The organism is Cellulophaga omnivescoria (assembly GCF_027915275.1).
Taxonomy (GTDB): domain Bacteria; phylum Bacteroidota; class Bacteroidia; order Flavobacteriales; family Flavobacteriaceae; genus Cellulophaga; species Cellulophaga omnivescoria.
This window is the reverse complement of the sequence record NZ_CP115819.1, coordinates 2,194,844-2,218,715: the sequence shown is the minus strand read 5'-3', so window position 1 is coordinate 2,218,715 and position 23,872 is coordinate 2,194,844. Positions and strand designations below refer to the sequence as shown.

Annotated in this window: 16 protein-coding genes and 2 riboswitches; all 16 genes read right to left on the bottom strand. The window is 33.9% G+C overall.

The features are described from left to right. Positions 1 to 83: 83 nt before the first annotated feature. The gene (gene metH, locus PBN93_RS09820; RefSeq protein WP_271080547.1) at positions 84 to 2,774 is read right to left on the bottom strand and encodes a methionine synthase; all 2,691 of its coding nucleotides are present in this window, start codon (positions 2,772 to 2,774) and stop codon (positions 84 to 86) included. Then, entirely contained in the window at positions 2,774 to 3,781 is a 1,008-nt protein-coding gene (locus tag PBN93_RS09815; RefSeq protein WP_271081903.1) for a homocysteine S-methyltransferase family protein, read from the bottom strand. Before PBN93_RS09815 ends, metH begins: the two co-directional genes overlap by 1 nt. 200 nt (positions 3,782 to 3,981) lie before the next feature. Beyond that, positions 3,982 to 4,099: riboswitch (SAM riboswitch) on the bottom strand. Positions 4,100 to 4,226: 127 nt separating this feature from the next. Next, entirely contained in the window at positions 4,227 to 5,288 is a 1,062-nt protein-coding gene (locus PBN93_RS09810) for an NAD(P)/FAD-dependent oxidoreductase (protein WP_077402131.1), read from the bottom strand. Positions 5,289 to 5,337: 49 nt separating this feature from the next. After that, positions 5,338 to 5,925 carry a precorrin-2 dehydrogenase/sirohydrochlorin ferrochelatase family protein gene (locus PBN93_RS09805; RefSeq protein ID WP_271080546.1) on the bottom strand — a complete coding sequence of 196 codons (588 nt, stop codon included), beginning with the start codon at positions 5,923 to 5,925 and terminating at the stop codon, positions 5,338 to 5,340. Positions 5,926 to 5,988: 63 nt separating this feature from the next. After that, positions 5,989 to 6,771 (bottom strand): uroporphyrinogen-III C-methyltransferase, encoded by a 783-nt coding sequence (gene cobA, locus PBN93_RS09800; protein ID WP_271080545.1) that lies wholly within the window; start codon positions 6,769 to 6,771, stop codon positions 5,989 to 5,991. A 4-nt stretch (positions 6,772 to 6,775) separates the two neighbouring features. Continuing rightward, positions 6,776 to 8,866, bottom strand: a complete 2,091-nt coding sequence (locus PBN93_RS09795; RefSeq protein WP_271080544.1) for a HEPN domain-containing protein — start codon at positions 8,864 to 8,866, stop codon at positions 6,776 to 6,778. A gap of 107 nt (positions 8,867 to 8,973) precedes the next feature. After that, positions 8,974 to 10,221 (bottom strand): sulfate adenylyltransferase subunit 1, encoded by a 1,248-nt coding sequence (locus tag PBN93_RS09790; protein WP_077402119.1) that lies wholly within the window; start codon positions 10,219 to 10,221, stop codon positions 8,974 to 8,976. A 112-nt stretch (positions 10,222 to 10,333) separates the two neighbouring features. Further along, complete coding sequence (gene cysD, locus PBN93_RS09785; protein WP_408612218.1) at positions 10,334 to 11,272, bottom strand: sulfate adenylyltransferase subunit CysD; 939 nt, start codon at positions 11,270 to 11,272, stop codon at positions 10,334 to 10,336. A 53-nt stretch (positions 11,273 to 11,325) separates the two neighbouring features. Then, positions 11,326 to 11,949, bottom strand: a complete 624-nt coding sequence (locus PBN93_RS09780) for a phosphoadenosine phosphosulfate reductase domain-containing protein (protein ID WP_077402116.1) — start codon at positions 11,947 to 11,949, stop codon at positions 11,326 to 11,328. Positions 11,950 to 11,967: 18 nt separating this feature from the next. Next, entirely contained in the window at positions 11,968 to 12,231 is a 264-nt protein-coding gene (locus tag PBN93_RS09775) for a DUF2061 domain-containing protein (protein ID WP_013621535.1), read from the bottom strand. Positions 12,232 to 12,447: 216 nt separating this feature from the next. Continuing rightward, on the bottom strand, positions 12,448 to 12,855 hold the full coding sequence (locus PBN93_RS09770) for an RrF2 family transcriptional regulator (RefSeq protein ID WP_077402113.1): 408 nt from the start codon (positions 12,853 to 12,855) through the stop codon (positions 12,448 to 12,450). A 110-nt stretch (positions 12,856 to 12,965) separates the two neighbouring features. Further along, entirely contained in the window at positions 12,966 to 14,129 is a 1,164-nt protein-coding gene (locus tag PBN93_RS09765) for a trans-sulfuration enzyme family protein (protein WP_271080543.1), read from the bottom strand. A 96-nt stretch (positions 14,130 to 14,225) separates the two neighbouring features. After that, positions 14,226 to 17,609, bottom strand: coding sequence for a bifunctional aspartate kinase/homoserine dehydrogenase I (gene thrA, locus PBN93_RS09760; RefSeq protein ID WP_271080542.1), 3,384 nt, complete (start codon positions 17,607 to 17,609; stop codon positions 14,226 to 14,228). 65 nt (positions 17,610 to 17,674) lie between these two features. Continuing rightward, complete coding sequence (locus tag PBN93_RS09755; protein WP_077402104.1) at positions 17,675 to 18,964, bottom strand: O-acetylhomoserine aminocarboxypropyltransferase/cysteine synthase family protein; 1,290 nt, start codon at positions 18,962 to 18,964, stop codon at positions 17,675 to 17,677. Positions 18,965 to 19,104: 140 nt separating this feature from the next. Next, positions 19,105 to 19,219: riboswitch (SAM riboswitch) on the bottom strand. A gap of 330 nt (positions 19,220 to 19,549) precedes the next feature. Next, a complete protein-coding gene (metK, locus tag PBN93_RS09750; protein ID WP_077402101.1) occupies positions 19,550 to 20,806 on the bottom strand; it encodes a methionine adenosyltransferase in 1,257 nt (418 codons plus the stop codon). Positions 20,807 to 21,083: 277 nt separating this feature from the next. Continuing rightward, a complete protein-coding gene (locus tag PBN93_RS09745) occupies positions 21,084 to 23,852 on the bottom strand; it encodes a carboxypeptidase-like regulatory domain-containing protein (RefSeq protein WP_077402098.1) in 2,769 nt (922 codons plus the stop codon). Between the last annotated feature and the right edge of the window lie 20 nt (positions 23,853 to 23,872).

Genomic DNA, 23,872 nt, shown 5'->3' with positions numbered 1-23,872 from the left:
GGGCTTTCGGTAGTCGCTTTTTATGGAGAAAAACCATAAAAGAGCTTCAACAATACCTTAATCCCTAACGCAACAACATACTATTAATCATCTGCTATATTTGGCGCAAGCCATTTTAAAGCCGTTTCCAATGCTATATTTTTACGAGCTGCAAAATCTTCAACTTGGTCTTCTTTAATTTTTCCAACTCCAAAATAGCGAGCCTCTGGGTTAGCAAAATAATATCCAGAAACCGATGCAGCTGGCCACATTGCCAAACTATCTGTAAGTTCTACACCTATTATTTCTTTTACTTTTAAAATATCCCAGATAGTAGGTTTCTCTAGGTGGTCTGGACAAGCAGGATATCCTGGTGCAGGTCTTATACCTTTGTATTCCTCCTTAATTAAAGCTTCATTATCCAAAGATTCATTACTAGCATAACCCCAATGTGTAGTTCTAATATCTTTATGCAAGCATTCTGCAAAAGCCTCTGCCAACCTATCTGCTAAAGCTTTTACCATTATAGAATTGTAATCATCTAAATCTTTACGGTATTGCTCTGCAATTTCCTCAGCACCAAAACCAGTACTTACACAAAAACAACCTATATAATCTTCTTTACCTGTTTCTTTAGGCGCAATAAAGTCAGACAATGCAAAATTTGGCTTACCTGCATACTTCTTTAATTGCTGACGTAAGGTTCTAAAGGTATGTTTTCCGTTAGGTGTTTCTAGCTCAATATCATCATCATTAATTGTATTGGCTTTAAACAAACCAAAAACTGCTTTTGCGGTTAGTAGTTTTTCTTCAATAAGTTTTGTAAGCATTTGTTGCGCCTCTGCAAACAAATCTGTAGCCTGTGTACCTACAATTTCATCAGTTAAAATATCTGGAAATTTACCGTGCAACTCCCAGCTTCTAAAAAAAGGAGTCCAGTCTATAAACTCAACCAACTTATTTAAATCATATTCCTCTATAACTTGTATTCCAAGTGCATTTGGTTTTACAATTTCAGATGTTTTCCAATCTATTTTATACTTGTTTTTACGTGCATCTGCTATAGATAAATACTCCTTATGTTTGGTACGCTTTAAAAACTGTTTTCTAAACTCTTCATAATCTAATTTTATAGTTTTTTTAAAGTCGTCTTTGGTTTCTTTTTGCAACAAATCTCCAACAACAGTAACCGCTCTAGAGGCATCATTAACATATACCACAGCATTTTTATACTGCGGATCTATTTTTACGGCAGTATGTGCTTTGCTAGTGGTTGCGCCACCAATAAGCAAAGGCACAGTAAAGTTTTGGCGCTCCATTTCCTTAGCTAAAAAAACCATTTCATCTAAAGACGGTGTAATTAAACCGCTTAAACCAATAACATCTACATTTTCATCTTTAGCAGCTTGTATAATTTTTTCTGGTGGCACCATTACCCCTAAATCTACAATCTCATAATTGTTACATGCTAAAACCACGCCCACAATATTTTTACCAATATCATGCACATCTCCTTTAACAGTAGCCATTAAAATTTTACCCGCATTTTTTGAGTCACCCTCTTGCGGATTTTTAAGTTTTTCCTCTTCTATGTAAGGCAGTAAATAAGCAACCGCTTTTTTCATTACTCGTGCCGACTTCACAACCTGCGGTAAAAACATTTTTCCGCTACCAAACAAGTCACCAACAACGTTCATTCCTGTCATTAAATGACCTTCTATAACCTCTATAGGTTTTTCTACACTTTGCCTAGCTGCTTCTACGTCTTCTACAATATACTGGTCTATACCTTTTACCAATGCTCTAGTAATACGGTTTTGTATTGGTTCTTCTCTCCATGATAAATCTACCGTGCTTTCTTTAGCTTTACCTACAACAGTTTCTGCAAAATCTAGCAAACGCTCTGTAGCATCATCTCTACGGTCTAACATTACATCCTCTACACGCTCTAATAAATCTTTAGGAATATCATCATAAACCTCTAGCATAGTAGGATTTACAATTCCCATATTCATACCAGCTTGTATGGCGTGGTATAAAAACACCGAGTGCATAGCCTCACGTACAGGATTGTTACCTCTAAAAGAAAACGACACATTACTAACGCCACCACTTACACTACAATGCGGCAAGTTTTCTTTTACCCAAGCCGTAGCCTCAATAAAATCTATAGCATTACGTCTGTGCTCCTCCATACCGGTAGCAACAGGAAAAATATTAAGATCAAAAATGATATCTTCTGGTGCAAATTTTACTTTGTTTACCAAAACATCATAAGAACGTTTTGCAATTTCTATTCTACGTTCGTAATTATCTGCCTGACCAACCTCATCAAAAGCCATTACAATTACAGCAGCACCATAACGTTTAATAAGCTTTGCGTGGTGTATAAATTCTTCTTCTCCTTCTTTAAGACTTATAGAGTTTACCACACATTTGCCTTGTACCACTTGCAAACCAGCTTCTATAATTTCCCATTTAGAACTGTCTATCATAATTGGGACTCTAGAGATATCTGGCTCTGCAATAATTAGATTTAAGAACTTAACCATAGCTTCTTTGCCATCTATAAGTCCGTCATCCATATTAATATCTATAATTTGAGCACCACCATCTACTTGGTGGCGAGCAATATCTAGGGCCTCATCAAACTTTTCTTCTTTTATTAACCTTAAAAACTTTTTAGAACCCGCAACATTAGTACGTTCACCAACATTTATAAAGTTGGTGTTTTCCGTAACAATTAAAGGCTCTAGTCCGGATAGTTTTAAGTATTTTGGTTTTTCATTTTTCATTACGATACCGTTTCTGCAGAAATACTTCTTGGTTTGTAATCTTTTGCTAAATTGGCAATTGCGCTAATATGTTCTGGTGTTGTACCACAGCAACCACCAACAATATTTACCAAACTTTTATCTAAATATTCTTTTATTTGTACAGCCATTTCTTCTGCAGTCTCATCATACTCACCAAAAGCATTTGGCAAACCTGCATTTGGATGTGCAGAAACTCCAAAATCTGTTTTTGCCGCCAAAACCTCTAAGTGTGGCACTAATTGGTTTGCTCCTAAAGCACAATTAAAACCAACAGTTAAAATAGGAATATGACTTATTGATATTAAAAAAGCTTCTGCTGTTTGCCCAGATAAAGTTCTGCCAGAGGCATCTGTAATTGTGCCGCTTACCATTATAGGAACATCTATACTGCGTTCTTCTTTTACCTCTTCTATAGCAAAAAGTGCCGCTTTTGCGTTAAGGGTATCAAAAATGGTTTCTACTAATAAAATATCTGAGCCACCATCTAACAACGCTTCTACTTGTTGTTTGTAGGCTATTCTAAGTTCGTCAAAAGTAATACCTCTAAAACCTGGGTCGTTAACATCTGGAGACATACTTGCCGTTTTATTGGTTGGCCCAATACTACCTGCTACAAACCTTGGTTTGTGTGGTTCTTTTGCAGTAAACTCATCTGCTACTTGTTTTGCAATACGTGCCGACTCATAATTTAGTTCGTACACTAAATCTTCCATAAAATAGTCTGCCATTGCTATGGTTGTACCAGAAAAGGTGTTGGTTTCTACAATATCTGCACCAGCTGCAAAATATTTACGATGTACTTCTGCTATGGCTTCTGGTTGGGTTAGCGAAAGTAAATCGTTATTGCCTTGTAATGGGTGTTCCCAGTCTGCAAAACGTTTGCCTCTAAAGTCTTCTTCGGTAAACTTGTAGCGCTGTAACATTGTACCCATGGCACCGTCTAGCACTAAAATTCTTTCTTTTAATATGTCTTGTATACTTTTCATTGTACCGTATAATATTATGTTGTGCGTTAAGGATTGATGCGGCATCTTTTTGGTGGCAACGGTTTGTAAAACCTGTTTGCTAAAACCAAAAAATACAGCAGAAAGCCTGGCCATTTGTGCTTGCAAACAAATGGAACGCTATAAATAAAATATCAAGTAAGGTAAATGAGATAAGACTGTGAATGTCTTTACTAATTTGTGAGTTATCTGCCGTGTTGTTTTGTAACAACGTAGTAGAATGTAGCACCTTCTTTAAATAAGAATAAAGGGTTGCTAAGGTTTCATAGGGTCTAATCCCTCCACCTTTCTTGATAACGTTTTCAGTCTATTAATGAACTAATTGAGCCACAAAGTAACAGCACAACTTTTTTATAACCAAATATTGCTGGTAATTTTTAAGCCTACACGTGTTTTTTACACATATAGGCTTAAAATTGTAATATTTTTACGAAATGCTTTGTACAACTTCTTTTTTGGCTTCTTTTTTTGAACCATCAAAACCTTCTACGCCACCTACGGTTGTGTATTTCATTACGTAACGTTTGCCTGGGTTTATACGTTGGTATGCACTTTGACACATTACGGCTGCTTCATGAAAACCAGATAAAATTAGTTTTAATTTGCCTTTGTAAGTGTTAACATCGCCAATTGCATAAACACCTGGTATGTTGGTTTGGTAGTCATAAGAGTTGTCTACTTTTATGGCATTTTTCTCTATCTCTAGTCCCCAATTTCCTATTGGACCTAATTTAGGTGATAGTCCAAATAAAGGGATAAAATTATCTACTTCTACGTAGCTTTCTCCTTTTTCCTCGTCGTTATATTTTACAACTACAGCCTCTAAATGATCGTCTCCGTATAACTTGGTTACTTGTGCCTCTGTAAATAATTTTATTTTACCTGCTTTTGCAAGTTCTGATGCTTTTTCTACAGAATCTAAAGCGCCTCTAAACTCATTTCTACGGTGTACTAAAGATACTTCTGCTGCTACGTCTGCTAAGAAAATTGCCCAGTCTAAGGCAGAATCTCCACCACCAGCAATAACAACTTTTTTGTCTCTGTATACTTCTGGATCTTTAATCATATAAGCAACACCTTTATCTTCAAAATTAAGAATGTTCTCTATTTGCGGTTTTCTAGGCTCAAAAGATCCTAAACCACCTGCAATAACAACTACTGGTGCATTGTGCTTTGTTCCTTTGTTTGTGGTTACCACAAAAGTACCATCGTCTAACTTATCTAAAGTATCTGCTCTTTCTGCTAATGTAAAACCAGGCTCAAAAGATTTTATTTGCTCCATTAGATTGGTAACCAAATCGCCTGCTAAAATTTCTGGAAAAGCAGGAATATCATAAATTGGTTTTTTAGGATATATCTCTGCACACTGTCCGCCTGGTTGCGGCAATGCATCTATTAAATGGCATTTTAGTTTTAACAAACCTGCCTCAAAAACGGTAAACAATCCTGTTGGTCCTGCGCCAATAATTAATATATCTGTCTTAATCATAATTTTAATTTAGTACTTACTAATGAGTATTTATCCTCATTCTAATGTTTTAATTATTTTCTTTTTTATCTACTAAGGAACTTGTAATCTGGTTCATTTTATCTACTTTTTCTTCAAAATCTCCTTTTATGGTTTTCCTGTAATCGTTTAAATTCTGAACCATTTTACTAATATCTTCTGGTATTACGTCTTCAAAAAACTGACGCAAACGTTTTGCTGTTGTTGGCGACTTACCGTTGGTAGAAATACCTATTTTCACATTGCCTTTGGTTACAATTCCGCCCATATAAAAATCGCAATACGGAGGATTATCTGCTACGTTTACCAATTTAAATTGCGCTCTACAATCTTTATAAACTTGTATATTTACATCTACATTATCTGTAGTGGCAACTACCATATGTTTACCATCTAAATAGCTTACATTATAGACATCTGTAATAGTTGTAACATTAAATTTATTAGCCAATTCTAGTGTTTTTTCTGCATACCAAGGAGATACCATTGTAACTACAGCATCTGGACTAGATTTGGTTAAAAAGCGTAGTTTTTCTTCTGCCACATTACCGCCACCTACTATTAGCAAGTGCAGTTGAGACGTTTTTAAAAAAACTGGATATAAATTGTTACGTTCCATTACTTTATTTTTAGTGTTACTGTTTTGTTTACCTCATCAAAAATAACCAAATAACTGTACCACTTAATTTACTACTACTTCTTTTGTTTTTATCTGTTGTTGTACCTTATGCAATTGCGCTCTATGCCTAACAACATCACCAATAACAATAATTGCAGGATTAGACAACTCATTTTCTTGCACTACTTTTTCTATGGTTGATATGGTACCAACACCAACTTTTTCGTTAACAGTGGTTCCGTTTTGTATAATAGCCACAGGTGTTTCTGCTTTACCCTGTTGTTGAAACAGTTTTATAATTTCTGATAATTTACCCATACCCATTAAAATTACTACTGTTGCGCTAGACTTTGCTGCCAAGTGCACATCTGTAGATAATTTATGATTTTTAGTTGTACCTGTTATTACCCAAAAACTCTCTGAAGCTCCCCTTTTTGTAACGGGTATATTTTGAAAAGCTGGTACTGCTATTGAAGAAGAAATACCCGGAACCATAGCTACTGCCACACCGTGACTAGCTGCATATTCCATTTCTTCTGATCCGCGACCAAAAATAAATGGGTCGCCACCTTTTAAACGTACTACATTACCGTGACTTTTTGCTCTGCTTACAATAAGCTCATTAATTTGCTCTTGTTGGTACGCATAACAACCTTTTCTTTTACCTACAAAAATTTGTTCTGCATTTGCCGCATACTCTAGCAACTCCTTATTTACCAAAGCATCAAACAAAACAACATCTGCATTTTGCAATGCTTTTATAGCTTTTAGCGTAATAAGTTCTGCATCTCCAGGCCCTGCACCAACTACTGTAAGTAGTCCGTTTGTGTTTTGTTTGTTTGCCATAATTTTAAGCTTCTTCTAATTCTTTTTCTCTAAACTTTTGTACTACCTCTAAAAACACTTTAGAATCTTTAAGGTATGCTTCTGCAAATTCTTGCGTTGGTTTGTTGCTTTTTATTTGCAACGCCAACTCCTCAAAAGACGTCTGTAATTTTATTAAACCGTTTGACACAAAATGAGTATCAAAATCTTTAATAATACTAATATGCGTGTTTGTTTTTGTGTTTTGTGCTGTAAGTAATGCTTTAGCAGAGTTTACCATTGCAGAATACGAATGAAAAATACTAGCAGACCATTTTTTATCTTCTAATGCTGCTGCTGCGTTTTCAATTTTTTCTTCGCTCTCAAACAATAAAGTTGCAATTAAATCTATAACAACACCAGCACACTCGCCTACTCCAATAGCTTTTTCATAACGTTCTGTATTTCCCCAGTCTATAAAATCTTCCTGAGTTAAATTATCTACGTCTGTTAGGTGTTTTAGAAAATCATAAAAATAATGCTCTCCTTTTTCTTTGTAATATTCTGTAAACGATTGTCCGTTTGCATTGGCATCAAAATCGTTTAAAATTAAACGCAAGGCTTCTGGGCCTCTTTTACTTGGCACTTTTACAACTTTATCTGCAAAAACGCCATTACCATCACCTAAATTACCACCACCTAATAGAACTTGCAAAGCAGGTGCTACCAACTTATCTTTTGTACGTACAGACATCCCTTGAAAACCAATGTTTGCCATATTGTGTTGACCACAGGCATTCATACATCCACTAATTTTTATAACAACATCTTTATTGTTTATGTATTGTGGATATTCTGCTGTAATTACTCTTTCTAACTCTGCTGCAATACCAGTACTACTTGCAATACCTAAATTACACGTATCTGTACCAGGACAAGCAGTTATATCTGATGCTTTGTTATAACCAGCCTCTACAAAACCAAGTTTTTCTAACTCTGTATAAAAGAAAGGAACCAACTCCTCTTTTACATAAGGTATTAGGATGTTTTGACGCAATGACAAACGAAATTCTCCCGCTGCATACGCATCTACTAAATCTGCTAATTGACGAGCTTCTTCAATATAAAAATCTCCTAACTTTACTTTTATACCAATAGCTACATAGCCTTGTTGTTTTTGAGGCACAAGGTTTGTGCTTTTCCATTGCTGAAAAGCTTCTGTATTTTTAATTGCTACTTCTGGTACTTTAGCATTTGCTACTTTTACCTTGGGATATGCATCTACATCTACAGGAAAAGAATCTTGCGGAATTGCATTTTGCTCTTCTTCTAACAATGCTCTAAAACCATCTAAACCAATATCCTTTAGCAAAAATTTCATTCTGGCTTTAGCTCTACTTTTACGTTCTCCGTACCTGTCAAAAACACGAATAACACCATCCATTAACGGAATAATTTTATCGGCCTCCAAAAAAGTATACAACTCTTCTGCGTGGCGTGGCTGCGAGCCTAAACCACCAGCTAAAAGCACTTTAAATCCTCTAACTCCGTTTTCAATTTTAGCTATAAAACCAAGATCATGCATATAAGAAAGTCCTGTATCTGTATCACTAGAAGAAAAAGAAACCTTAAATTTTCTTCCCATTTCTTGACTAATAGGATTTCTTAAAAAGTATTGAAACATTGCGTGTGCGTATGGAGATACATCAAAAGGCTCATCTACATCTATACCAGCAGTTTCACTAGCAGTTATATTACGTACTGCATTACCACAAGCCTCTCTAATAGTTATATCATCTTTAGCCAATTGCGCCCAAAGTTCTGGTGTACGCTCTATATCTACATAATGTATTTGTATATCTTGACGCGTGGTAATGTGTAAGCGTCCTGTAGAATATTCTTCAGATACATCACAAATACGCTTAAGCTGTGTAGATGTTACTTTACCATATGGCAATTTAATACGGATCATTTGTACGCCTGGTTGACGCTGACCATAAATACCACGAGCCAAACGCAAACTTCTAAACTTTTCTTCGTCTAACTTACCGTCATTAAACTGTTTTATTTTAGCTTCTAAATCTATAATATCTTTAGCTACTACTGGATTTTCTATTTCTGTTCTAAAACTTTGCATTTGCTTGTGATTATGGCTTTTTTTATAATTACTATTATCCTATAGATATAATAGGATTTTAGATAAAAAAGTGCTTAAAATAAACACTCTTTATTACTTCTTTTGGCTTAACTTATAAATCCTGCACCAGCCGTTGTGTTGGTTTGCGCATCAATTAAAATAAAAGCTCCATTAGATTTATTATCGTTATAACTATCAAAATAAATAGGCTTGCTAAGTTTAATACTCACTTCTCCTATTTCATTTAAGGATAATTTATTATTGTTTTCTTGTTCTCCTGTATAATCTGTTGCTATAACACTGTTTATACTATCAATTTTAGATAACACACGGTTAGTATTATGTTGTACAATATACTTAGTTCCTGGCACTAAGTTTTTACTATCCATCCAACAAACTGTAGCAGTAACTTGTTTTTCAATTTTTGGAAGTTCATCTGTTTTAACAAGCATATCTCCCCTAGTAATGTTAATATCATCTTCTAAGGTAATATTTACAGAACTACCTGCTGGTGCCTCATTATAAGTCTTATCAAAAAAGAATATCTCTTTTATTTTAGACTGCGTTAAAGAAGGTAAAACAGTTACAGCATCTCCTACTTTTAGGCTTCCACCTGTAATTTTACCTGCATAGCCTCTAAAATCGTGAAACTCATCTGTTTTTGGTCTGATTACGGTTTGCACAGGAAAACGTACTTTACCTGCATCATAAACATCTTGCGCCTCTAATTCCTCTAAATGCCCTAAAATTGTATCACCATTGTACCAAGACATTGCATCTGTTTTGTCTACAATATTGTCTCCTTTTAAGGCACTAACCGGAATATAACTAACTATTTGTTCTGCGTACGTACTTTTTGCATTTAAGGCTTCAAAATCTTTTTTAATGTTATTAAAAACCTCTTCAGAATAATCTACCAAATCCATTTTATTTACAGCAACTATTACATTTTTTACACGTAATAAATTGTTGATGAAAAAATGACGGTATGTTTGCTCTATAACCCCTTTTCTAGCATCAATTAAAATAATAGCCACCTGAGAAGTTGATGCACCTGTAACCATATTTCTGGTATACTCTACGTGACCAGGTGTATCTGCTATAATGTAACTTTTTGTTGGTGTTGAGAAATAGATATGAGCCACATCTATAGTTATACCTTGTTCACGCTCTGCAACTAAACCATCTGTAGCTAATGAAAAATCTAGGTAATCATACCCACGTTGTTCACTACTTTTTTTAATGGCTTCTAGTTTATCTTCGGTAAGTGATTTTGTATCGTAAAGTAACCTACCAATTAAGGTACTTTTACCATCATCTACACTACCTGCTGTTGCTATTTTTAGTACGTTCATTTTATGTGTATTAAGTATAAAGTAGCAAGTACAAAGACTTTGTTACTCTTACTTTTTTTATTTTAAATTTCTTTTTTAACTTATATACTTTAGACTAAGTACGCTGTACTTTTTAAAAGTACCCTTGTTGCTTTCTTTTTTCCATAGCAGCCTCGGAGCGTTTGTCATCTATACGTGCACCACGTTCAGATATTTTAGAATCTCTAATTTCTGCTACTACTTTATCTATAGAATCTGCTTTAGATAACACTGCTGCCGTACAAGACATATCACCAACGGTTCTAAATCGCACCCAACGTTCTTCTACCACCTCATCTTCTGCTCTAAAAACAACATCATCTTCTGCAGACCAGATTAAGCCATCTCTTAAAAAGATGTTTCTTTTGTGTGCAAAATAGATAGATGGAATTTCAATTTGTTCTTTTTGAATATAGCTCCACACATCTAACTCTGTCCAGTTGCTAATAGGAAAAACACGTACATTTTGTCCTATTTCTATTGTTCCATTTAACATATCAAACAATTCTGGTCTCTGGTTTTTTTCATCCCATTGTCCAAAATCATCACGAACAGAAAAAATACGTTCTTTAGCTCTCGCTTTTTCTTCATCTCTACGAGCACCACCAATACAAGCATCAAATTTAAATTCTTCAATAGCATCTAAAAGTGTAGTAGTCTGTAGCATATTTCTACTTGCGTACTTACCTGTTTCTTCTACTACTTTTCCTTGATCTATAGAATCTTGTACATTTCTAACAATAAGCTCTACACCTAATTCTTTAACCAATTTATCTCTAAACTCTATAGTTTCAGGAAAATTATGTCCTGTATCTATATGCATTAAAGGGAACGGAATTTTAGCCGGCCAAAATGCTTTTTGTGCCAAGCGTACTAGAGTAATACTATCCTTTCCGCCAGAAAACAACAATACAGGTTTTTCAAACTGGGCTACTACTTCTCTAAAAATGTAAATAGCTTCGTTCTCCAAAGCATTACCCAACCCTTGTAATGAAGTGTTGGCTGTTGTTTGTGATTTTGTATCTTTTATCAATGTTTCCAAAATATTGGTGTTTTATTTTATATCTTTTTAAATCCTAGTTTATCCTAAGTGTGTAAACCACACTCTCTGTTTTCTAATACCTTAGTAGGATCAAAATATTTATGTTCGTTTGGCAAATTACGTTCTGCTAAATATGCATCTAGCTGCACATCTGACCAGTGGTAAAACGGACTTACTTTTAAAATTCCGTCTTTACTTAAGCTTAAAATTCCTAGTGAATCTCTAAGTGCCGTTTGGCCTTTTCTTAAGTTAGTAAACCATACATCTGGCTTGTGTTCTGCCATAGCTCTTTTAAAAGGCTCTAACTTAACTTGCTCTGTAAACTCTTTATGTTTTGGATCGTCTATAGATGGTATACCCATTACAGCGTCTCTGTGTGCACTAGTTTGTAAAGGCACATATAATTTTACGTTTAAATCTAGTGTAGAAATTAACTCTTCTGCGTGTTTATAGGTGTTTGGTGTATTGTAACCTGTATCACACCAAACAACAGGAATATCTTTTTTAATTGCAGTTACCGCATTTAGTATAGCAACCTCATAAGGTCTAAAATTGGTAGTAATTACAGCATTTTTTGCATATTCTATTGCCCAAGAAATAATTTCTTCTGGCGGAATACCTCTAAACTGAGCATTTAAATTTTTTATGATATCTTCTGTAAAACTCATTTTTACTATACTTATATGTTATTTACCCCACTTAATTGAATTCCAAACACGCTCGTGAAAAAAATACAATACCATTTTTGTAACTAATTCTATTAAACCTATTGAGAACGCTAATTTTAATGTTCCTGTTACAAACCAAGAAATTAAAACGGTGTCTATTGTACCCACTACTCTCCAGCTAATAGACTTGACTATGCTCCTTTTAGGACTCTCTGACTGTTTGTCTGACTTGTAACTTCCTTTAGAAGTTTCTTTATTTAAAATCAATTGATCAGCAATCATTTACTTAATTTTTATTACCCTATTTAATTAGTAGGAATTACAAATGTATAACTTTTAACGATAGTAACTGTTAAAAAACGCATAAATCCTATGGTTTTAGTAGATTATCAAAAAATAAGAAGTTTTTTTGATAAATATGAAGTATCTGTAAAAGAACACAATAGAATATTGGTAGCCTTACAAAGCTAAAATAGTATAGCGGTAAATATTTTAATCTTAGATAAGATGACTAAGAGTGGTGTTTTTATATATTTCTAAAGCGCTGTCTCTTACTTTTAGCATTAGTTTGTGAACAGAACAAGTACCTTCATCTGGGCAATCATCACACTTTTCATAAAAATTTAAACTAACACAAGGTACCATTGCAATAGGCCCTTCTAACACTCTAATAACATCTGTCATTAAAATTTCTGATGGCTCCTTAATTAAGTAATAACCACCTCCTTTACCTTTTTTAGAAGATAAAACTCCTGTTCTACGAAGCATTAATAAAATACTCTCTAAAAATTTTTGAGATATGTTATTTTGTTGCGCAATTTCTCCAATAGGAACCGGATTCCTATCTTCTTTTTGAGCTAAATAAGTTAAGGCCTTAAGCCCGTATTTGGTTTTTTTGGATAGCATAGTACAAAGATAGGCAAAATTGGGATTTAAAAAAGTGCTGATTTTTAGCTATCTATTTTTAAATTAAACCCTTATTATAAAAGCCTAAATATATACTTTATTACTACAACCTACCCCAATGCTTGTTTTATATCTGCAATAATATCATCTATATGTTCTAAACCAACGGAAACCCTAACGGTACCATCTGTAATACCCACGGCCACTCTATCTTCTGCTGCAAGTTTACTATGCGTTGTAGATGCTGGGTGAGTTACAATACTTCTAGAATCTCCTAGGTTTGCAGAGAGCGATAACAACTTTATAGCATTAAAAAATTCTTGTCCTGCTTGCAAACCTCCTTTTACCTCAAAAGCAACTATACAACCACCAGCTTTCATCTGTTTTATAGCTACTTTGTATTGTGGATGCGATTTTAAAAAAGGGTATTTAACCCAGTTTACTTTAGGGTGCGCCTCTAGGTACTCGGCTAACTGCAATGCATTTTCAGAATGCCTATCTACTCTAATTGCCAATGTCTCTAAACTTTTAGACAATACCCAAGCATTAAAAGGAGACAAAGCTGGCCCTGATATTCTAGAGAAACGATAAACCTTATCTATTAAATCTGCACTACCAACCGTTATACCTGCTAGTACACGACCTTGACCATCTATTAATTTTGTACCAGAATGTATTACTAAATCTGCTCCAAAATTTATAGGTTGTTGTAAATATGGCGATGCAAAACAATTGTCTATAATTAAAATAAGATTGTGTTTTTTAGCAATAGCACCAAGCACCTCTAAATCTAAAATATCTACAGCAGGATTGGTAGGTGACTCGGCATATAAAATTTTAGTTTTTGGAGTGATTAAAGCTTCAATACCTTCTAAATTATGAGCATCAAAATAACTTGTAGTCACATTCCATTTGGGGAAAAAGTTTACAAATAAACTATGTGTAGAGCCAAATATACTTTTAGATGAAATAATATGATCTCCGCTCTCTACTAAAGCAGCAAAAGTTGAAAATACAGCTGCCATACCAGAAGCAAAAGCAAAGCCTGCTTCCGCTCCTTCCATTTTGCATATTTTTTGTATAAATTCTGACGTGTTAGGATTAGAATATCTAGAGTAAATATTTCTATCCTTTTCCTCAGCAAAAGACGCACGCATATCTTCTGCATCTTCAAAAACATAACTAGATGTTAAGTATAAAGGTGCAGAGTGCTCTAAAAATTGTGAGCGTTCTATTTGTGTTCGTATTGCGTTAGTTTCAAATTTATTATCCATAGTATTTCTTTTATTCTTGACCATCTATTATTAGCCATTAGCGCTATATTCTTTTTTCTTTACTCTATATTCTTGTCTCTTATTTCTAAGCAAAAGCTATCCTTTTTCTGCAATTCTTAAAATATCTCCAAATACACCTCTTGCGGTTACGGCGGCTCCTGCTCCTGCACCCTGTATTACTAATGGATTTTCACCATAAGACTCGGTATAAATTTCTATAATAGAATCTGATCCCTTTACTTGACCTAATGCACTTTCTTTAGGAACAGAAACTAATTTTACATCTAAAATTCCTTTTTCTTCTTGAAGATTACCGTGTAAATCGCCTACATAACGTAAAACGTGATTTGGTTTTTGGTCTGCTTTAATTTTAGAAAATGCAGTATCTAAAGCATCAGCTTGACTCAAAAATTCTGATTTACTACCTTCTCTTAATGCCTCTGGAATTAAATTTTGAATATTAATATCTGAAAATTCATTACTTAACTCTAACTCACGTGCTAAAATCAATAATTTTCTACCAACATCATTACCACATAAATCTTCACGCGGATCTGGCTCTGTGTATCCATTTTCCATTGCCTCATTTAAAATAGTAGAAAAAGGTACATTTGCTTCAGAATACGTATTAAAAATATAACTTAAGGATCCGGAGAATACGCCTTTAATTCTGGTAATATTTTCACCAGACAAATGCAATAACTTAATAGTATCTATCAATGGCAAGCCAGCTCCAACATTAGTCTCATACAAATATTGTTTCTGATTTTTAGCTAATATCTCTCTAAGTTTTTTGTAATAATCAAACCCTAAAGTATTTGCTATTTTGTTAGATGATACAAGATCAAATCCATTTTCTACCAAATCAACATAATTAGCCACAAAAGCCTCATTTGCAGTATTATCTATGGCTATTAAATTTTCTAAATGATGTTTTTCTGCATACTCAAAAATATCTGCAAGCTCATAGGATTTTCCATTTTCATTTAACTTAGTAGGCCAATCTTCTCCAATTCCTTTTTTACTAAGCAATACTTTTTTAGAGTTGGCAACTGCAAAAACATTAAGGTTAATTCCTTTACGTTCTTCTATGGCTTTAGCAGATTTTAATAATTGCTCTATAAGTGTACCACCAACAGTACCGTGACCAAAAATGGCTATGTTTACTTTTTTAACAACACCAAATATTTGTCCGTGCATTACATTTAAAGCTTTGTGTAAACTAGCTTTTTTAACCACTAAACTAACGTTTTTACCAGACACCGTATTATTAAACAACAATGGCACAATCTGGTTTTTTATTAATGCATTGTATGGCTTATGAAACGTACTTAAATCCTGACCAACAATAGATATTACAGAAACATCTTTTTGTACAGTTATTAGGTTGATGTCTTTAGAGTAAAAATCTGAAGCAAACTCGCGCTCTAAAACCTGTTTTGCCTTATCTGCACTTACAGCATCTACCACCAAGCCAATACCGCGTTCTGATGATCCTTGGGAAATAATACTAACACTAATTTTTTCATCACCAAGTGATTTAAATATACGTGCATCTATACCAGCCTTACCTAACAAACCACGGCCTTCTAGGTTTACAAGAGCCACATTTTCTATCACAGAAAGTGATTTTATACCCTCCTTAGTTGTCTTGGCGCTAATTAATGTGCCTTCATTATCACCATTAAAAGTATTTAAAATACGTAGTGGAATATTCTTTTCTAATAGGGGAATAATTGTTTTTGCGTGTAAAATAGTCGCTCCAAAATTTGCCAGTTCATTAGCCTCAGAATAGCTTAATTGTTCTATTCTTTTGGCATCGGAAACATAATCTGGATTAGCGGTAAAAATACCATCTACGTGTGTATAACTCTGTAACTCTACAGCATTTAAAAAGTTGGCAAATAAAGAGGCTGAATAATTACTACCGTTTCTACCTAAAGTTGTTGTTTTACCTTCTTCTGTAGACGCAATAAAACCTGTAATAACAGGCACAACATTACTGGCTAAACTAGAAATTATTTTTTGTGTTTTAGCTTTAGATTCTTCCTCTAACACGTTTGCATTACCAAAATTAGCATCAGTTTTCACTACTTTTCTAGAATCTATAAACTCAGCTTTTACACCTTCTTTAGCAAGTGCTTTTACAACATATTGTGCAGAAAGCAATTCTCCGTATGCTAATACCTGATCTTTAATTTTTAGGCTATAATCACCCAACAAGGCAACACCTTCTAAAATTTGTAATATCTCTTTATATTCTGTTGAAAAATCTAATTGTAACCCATTTTGCTGATAAGCTTTAAAATCTTCAAAGGCTGCTAAATACGGTTCTCCCTTTGCCGCTAAATCTAATAATTTTTCTAATACGTTTGTAGATTCTCCTCGAGCAGAAACTACTATCGCAATATTTTCTTGTGCCTTAATCTTAGATTCTATTTTGCGTACCACATTAGAAATACCCTCACCGTTGGCTAGCGATTTACCTCCAAACTTAATTACTTTTAAATCTTCAGTACTTTTTTGGTCACTAAAAATACCATTTAGCAATTGCTCTAACTGATCAAACTCTATTAAAAAAGCATCATGACCGTGAAGCGAGTGTATTTCCCCATAGGTAACATTACTATTAGCTTGTGCTAATTGTTTAAACGTATCTTTATTTTCTTTTGCCGTAAAAAACAAATCAGAATCTACACCTACAATATGTATAGATGTATTGCTATTTTGCAGGTTGATAAAAGCCTCATTACCATTTCTAGTAATGTCTATGGTTTTTAACAACTGATTCATTAATTTATATGCAGATAATTGAAAACGCTCTTGTAATTTTTTACCATGATGCGTTAACCAACTTTCTACATTAAACAACTGTTCTTCTGTATTTGTACTTCGATTAAAACGAGCCTTAAAAGATTCTGGTGTACGGTAACACAACATTGCATGCATACGCGCATCGTGTACAGGTTGTTTAGAGTTCACCAAAAACTGTTCTTGAATTTGGCAATTGGCAATAAGCCAATCTGTAGATTTCCAATCTGATGCAACCGGAATTAAATGTTGAGTTAGCCTTGGGTTTAGCGCTGCCATTTCCCAAGCAATACCGCCGCCTAAAGAACCTCCTATTATGGCGAAAAGCGAATTTATATTTAGTTCTTTTAATCCCAATAAAAATATATGCGCTATATCTTTAGCCACAAAATCTTTATAATTTTCTATTACAAAACCATCAAAACCATTGCCAGGAATATTAAAAGATAGCACTGTATATTTTGTGGTATCTATACATTTTCCCTCGCCAATTAGTGTAGACCACCAACCATTTTCACCAGACACATTAGAGTTACCTGTTAAAGCATGGTTTACAAGTACAATTGGTGCGGTGTGCAATTCTGCTCCAAATACCTGATATGACAAGTCTATATTTTGTGTGCTACCACTTAGCGTTGTATATTTTTTTAGTTTTATGTAATGCAACATAGTAAGTTGTTTTAATCTAAAGACCAATTAGATTATTTGTAATTTATTTTGAGAACTAATTATTACTAGGCCGTAACGGCAGATACTGCCTTAAAAGCCTCTTCTAAATCTAACTTTAAGTCTTCTATATCTTCTAGACCAACAGACAAACGAATTAAATCTTGACCAACACCTGCAGACTCCTGCTGCTCTACTGTTAATTGTTGATGCGTTGTACTTGCTGGGTGAATTATTAAAGATTTTGTATCTCCTATGTTTGCTAAAAGAGAGAATATTTTAGTGGCATCTGTTAGTTTTTTAGCAGCTTCAAAACCTCCTTTTACACCAAATGTAACTAAGCCACTTTGTCCTTTTGGTAAATATTCTTTGGCAAGGTCATAGTATTTATTACTTTCTAATCCTGGGTAATTTACCCAAGCAACCTCATCTCTACCCTCTAACCAAGCAGCCAATTCTAATGCGTTTGCACTATGTTGTTTTATACGCACTGGTAAAGTTTCTAAACCTTGTATTATTTGGAATGCATTAAACGGACTTAAAGCTCCACCAAAATCTCTTAACCCCTCTAAAATTAATTTATATGTAAATGCAGCATTACCAAGAGCTTCACTATATATTAAACCGTGGTACCCAGCAGATGGCTCTGTAAACTCTGGGAATTTCCCGTTTGTCCAGTCAAACGTACCTGCATCTACAATTGCACCTCCTAAAGAAGTTCCTTGTCCGCCTATATATTTTGTTAGCGAGTGTATTACTAAATTTGCACCGTGCTCAATTGGGTTTAGTAATGCTGGTGATGCTACTGTATTGTCTACAATAAAAGGCACTTGTGCTTCTTTTGCTTCTTTAGAAATTGCTTTTAAGTCTAAAACATCTAGCTTAGGATTTCCTAATGACTCTACAAAAAATGCTCTTGTATTTTCTTGTACTGCTTTACCAAAATTTTCAGGTTCAGAAGCATCTACAAAAGTGGTTGTAATACCTAATCTTGGTAAGGTTACATTTAACAGATTAAATGTGCCACCATACAAACTGCTAGATGCTACAATGTGGTCTCCCGCTCGTAAAAGAGTTAGTAAACCTGTAGAGATTGCTGCTGTGCCAGATGCAAAAACTACTGCTCCTACACCACCTTCTGCCGCTGCTAACCTGTCTTGTAATATTTGATTTGTAGGATTGTTTAAACGTGTGTAAATAAATCCTAATTCTGATAAAGAAAATAAGTTTGCTGCGTGGTCTGTGTCTTTAAAAACGTATGAAGACGTTTGGTAAATAGGTACTGCTCTTGTTCCTCCTGTTTCTGATGGGTTGTGACCTGCGTGTAATGCGTTTGTTGCTAATTTTTGAGTACTCATAATTTTGATTTTTTAATTATTAAAATTGATAAAATAAAAAAGCCAAAACCGCGTCTTGCCGACTTTGCAAGATGGTTTAAAAATTAAATGAGTTAAAAAGAAATTGGAAATTTGCTTTTTTTGAAATAAAAAAGCTTGTTTCGTTATCTGCCTATAGTACCGCTGTACTTGGTAGAATTTAGCACCTTCTTTGTATTGCACAAAGGGTTGCTAAGGCTTCATTGGGTCTAATCCCTCCGCCTTTCTTGATAACTATTCAATAAGTGTTTTGAACTTTGAGCTACAAATATATGTTTAGAAAAATTTAATATCCTAATCTTTTTTGAAAAAATATTGATTTTAACCTTTTTAACAAGCTTAAATAACAGAAACACAATAATTGTTTGTTTTTGTAACGATTTTTTAAATTAAAACTTTATTTGTGTTAGGGATTGCAGTGAAAATCCTTTTTTATATTTCTTAAAAAAGATTGAAACAAAAAGCCCGACCCTTGCGGTAACACCCAAATAAATAGCAAAACATCAAACACAAAAAAAGTGCTTTACCATTACAGCAAAGCACTTATATAGTATTAAAAACTTTATTTTAAAGGTTAAAAGCAGCTTTTACTGCGCTTACCATATCTAATTTTTCCCAAGTAAAAAGTTCTACTTTTTTTTCTACTTTACCATTGTATGGAGACTCAAAAACTTTTGTGATTGTTTTTGGTTCTTTACCCATATGGCCATAAGCTGCGGTCTCTAAATAAATAGGGTTTCTTAGCTTTAAACGGTCTTCTATGGCAAACGGACGCATATCAAAAATTTGTGCTACTGTTTTGGCAATTTCTCCATCTGTTAAATTTACTTTTGCTGTACCATAGGTGTCTACAAAAATAGATGTTGGTTCTACTACACCAATGGCGTAACTTACTTGCACCAAAATCTCGTCTGCAATACCAGCTGCTACTAAATTTTTAGCTGCGTGCCTTGCCGCATATGCTGCACTACGGTCTACCTTACTTGGATCTTTACCACTAAATGCACCACCACCGTGAGCACCTTTACCACCGTAGGTATCTACTATAATTTTACGGCCTGTAAGACCTGTGTCTCCGTGCGGACCACCAATTACAAATTTACCTGTTGGGTTAATGTGATACTGAATTTTGTTGGTAAATAACGCTTGTACTTTCTCTGGAAATTGCGCTATTACTTTTGGCATTAAAATAGAAATGATATCTGATTTTATTTGCGCTAACATTTTTTCATCATTAGCATCAAAATCGTCATGCTGTGTAGATACAACAATAGTATCTATACCTTGCGGTACGTTATCATCTGAATATTCTATGGTTACTTGCGCCTTAGCATCTGGGCGTAAATAAGAGATTTGTTTACCGTCTCTACGCAATGCAGCAAGCTCTTGTAATATTTTATGCGAAATATCTAATGCCAATGGCATATAGTTTTCTGTTTCTTTACTTGCGTAACCAAACATCATACCTTGGTCTCCAGCACCTTGTTCTTCTTTAGAACCACGGTCTACACCTTGATTAATGTCTTGTGACTGCTCATGTATTAATGAGATAACACCACAAGAATCTCCACTAAATTGGTAAGCTCCTTTTGTGTAACCAATGTTATTAATTACCTCACGTGCTATGTTTTGCAAGTCTACATAGGTATTGCTTTTTACCTCACCAGCAAGTACTACTTGCCCAGTTGTAACTAGTGTTTCACAAGCTACTTTACTTTCTGGATCAAAAGCTAAAAAATTATCTAATAATGCATCACTAATTTGATCTGCAATTTTATCTGGATGTCCTTCACTTACAGATTCTGATGTGAATAAATATGCCATAATATTGTACTTCTATTGTTAGTAGAGAAACGGTAAGATAGATTGCAAAAAAAACAGGAAAAGGCGTCAAAAAAAATTAACTAAATCTGTTTTAGCATTTTTTGTAGTACTGAGTAACAGTATACGAGGTTGCAATCAGTCAAATCCTTCCTCTTAAATTAGACTGCAAAAGTATAAAATTAGATTGGTTCTAAAATAGTTTTAACGAAAAAATAAGAGGCTATGGTTACAAATTAATTTGCAATCCATAGCCTCTATATAAACAAACAATGCTGTATTACAGGTTGTACCTTACTTTTAAGGTTACATATCTTGGCTGTATAAAATACTCACTTGTGCTAACAAACAAGGTATTATCACTATCCTGATTTAAAGATTCTGTATTAAAAAGGTTTGTTACTCCTAAAATATACTCCCATTTGCTATCCTTTTTTTGGTAGCCCAATGTTGCATCCATAAAAGAGTATGTATTTAAACTTTCTACCTCGTTTTTATAGTTGTAATAAGAGTAGTCTGCATTAAAAATAAAATCTCTTAAAAAAGTAGCATCTAATTTTATGGTTGGCTGATGTGTAAAGTATTTTATACTAGAGCCATTTGGCTGCTCGTAATTGTTTACGGCTAAATTATAACCAAACTCTATATTTGGCGCGTTTAAAAAACGTGTTCCTAAACTACCTCTGTAAGTAGTTGTAAAAGACTCGTTAATTGCTTGCTCATTATCTACAATTTGGTTAAACTTAGAGTAGTTCATAGTTGCTCCTAAACCTGCTTTTATTTTACCAAAAGTACGCTCAAAAGATCCGTTTGCAGAAAAAGTTTCATCTGCAAAGTTAGAGTTAAACGGAGACGATATTCTGTTAGATGTTTGTATAAACTCATCATCAGAAGTTGCAGGATAATCTGGGTTGGCAAAGTTTAAGAAATCTGATATGTTACGTACTTGATCTACCCTTTTGTTATATGATAATGATGCTCTAATATTGCTAAAATTAAACATATTAAAATTGTTATAACGCAGTGTTAAGTTATGAGACAATGCACTTTCTAAATCTCTGTTACCTTGAAAAAGAGAGTTGTAATTATTCATTACAAAAGAAGATGCAAACTGGTTAACATCAGAAAAACTAGTCATCATTCTGTAATTAAAGTTGATATCCTCGCTCTTTTTAATTTGTAATCTTGTGTTAAAACTTGGCAACAAACGAACAAAATCATCTGTAACAGTAGATCCTAATTGCTCATTTTTTGTTGTATAATTGTGTACAGAAACTGCGGGAGTAAATGTAAATGCACCTACTTTTACTCTATACTCAAAAGCCATATAAATATCTGTAAAGTTGTACTTAACATCATTTTCTACAGAGCTAACAGCATCATCTAACGTAAATTTATTACCGTTATCTAAAATCTGAAAAATTTCTGAATTAAACTTTTGTGTACTTAATAAAGAACCAAGTGTAAATTTTAAATTACTCTTATCTCCTGTAATGTACCAGTAATCTATTTTTGCATCTAGTTTATTGGTCTTTACCATTTTGTCTTGCACAACATCATAACCATCTTGGTTTTGGTCCATACCTAAAACCTCATCTAACCTAAACTGATCACTTTGTGCCAAAGCTGCATTGTAAAAAGGATCTTCTTGTTGTAATAAATATTGTGCTTCTACGGCAAAAATATTTTTTGCATTTAAAGTGTAGTAATAATTAGCGTTCTGATTTATACTATACGGGTCCTGTTTTTGAACTTCATCTATATCACCTGTTAAAGTTGAGTACAAATCTTGCACTTCTTTTTGGCTAGATATTCTACCAAAAATATCATAATCAAAATGATTATCTGCATTAGGTTTGTAACTAGAACTTAACTTTAGCAAAGCCAAATCACTTCTTTGGTTTGTTACACTCTCTGTAAATTCATCTGGAGATGGTTGGCTGCCATCTGCATTAGCTTTGTATTGTCTAAATGTATTTTGCTGCATATCTGTAACGTTACCAGAGTAGATTGCAAAACCACTTAAATCCCAAGTTTTTTTAGGAGAATAACTAAAGTTAGCAGCACCAAACTTAGAGCTTATTTCTTGAGCCCTATTATTTTGTAGTGTTAAAAAGCCCATATCACTAGAACCTACATTAAAACTTGTACCTGTATTTGTGCTACCTCCATTACCAAAACCACCAGTAAACCTAAAATAGTCTCTACGTGTAAATGGTACTTCGCCAATATTATTAAAGTTTGTAATTAAGTTTATACTATAATTAGGGTTGTAATAAAATAATTTAGGGTGCGCAATGTAACGTTCTTCATTACCTACACCTGCTGTGATTTCTCCAAACCAAAAATTCTTTTTACCTTCTTTTAGTTTTATGTTAATTGCGTAATTGTCTTGATTATCTGTTACACCTTTTAACTGTCCAACCTCATTGTAGTTTTTTAAAACCTGTATTTTATCTAAAGCATTTGCAGGTATATTTTTTGATGCCAATTTGCTATCGCCGTCAAAAAAATCTTTACCCTCTACCATTACTTTACCAACAGACTGACCTTCTACTTCAATTTCACCATCGTCATTAACCTCTACTCCTGGTAAATTTTTTAAAAGATCTTCAAGTTTTTTTTCTGTACCTGTAGCAAAAGAATCTGCATTATACTCAATTGTATCTCCCTTAACGTTTACAGGCATCTCATACGTAATTTCTACACCATCTAAACTTTCTGCCTCATCTAACAAAGTAAAATTTCTGTTTATATCTGTTTCTTTAGTTTCTAAAACAATTTCTCTTGTTTTAAAACCTAAATAACTTACCTTAATATTGTATTTAGAATTTTCCTCGACATTCATTTTGTAAATACCTTTTTCATTGGTAATTCCAAAACCATCTAATGCTTTAGTTTCTGCATTAATAGCTACTACGTTAGCCATTTCTAAAGGATTATTAAGACTATCCTTAACAACACCAGTAACAGTAATTTTTTGCGCCTGTACTACTCCGGTTACGGCAATACAAGCCATAACCATAAAAAATTTTATGATTTTTTTCATTATAAATATGTATTAATACT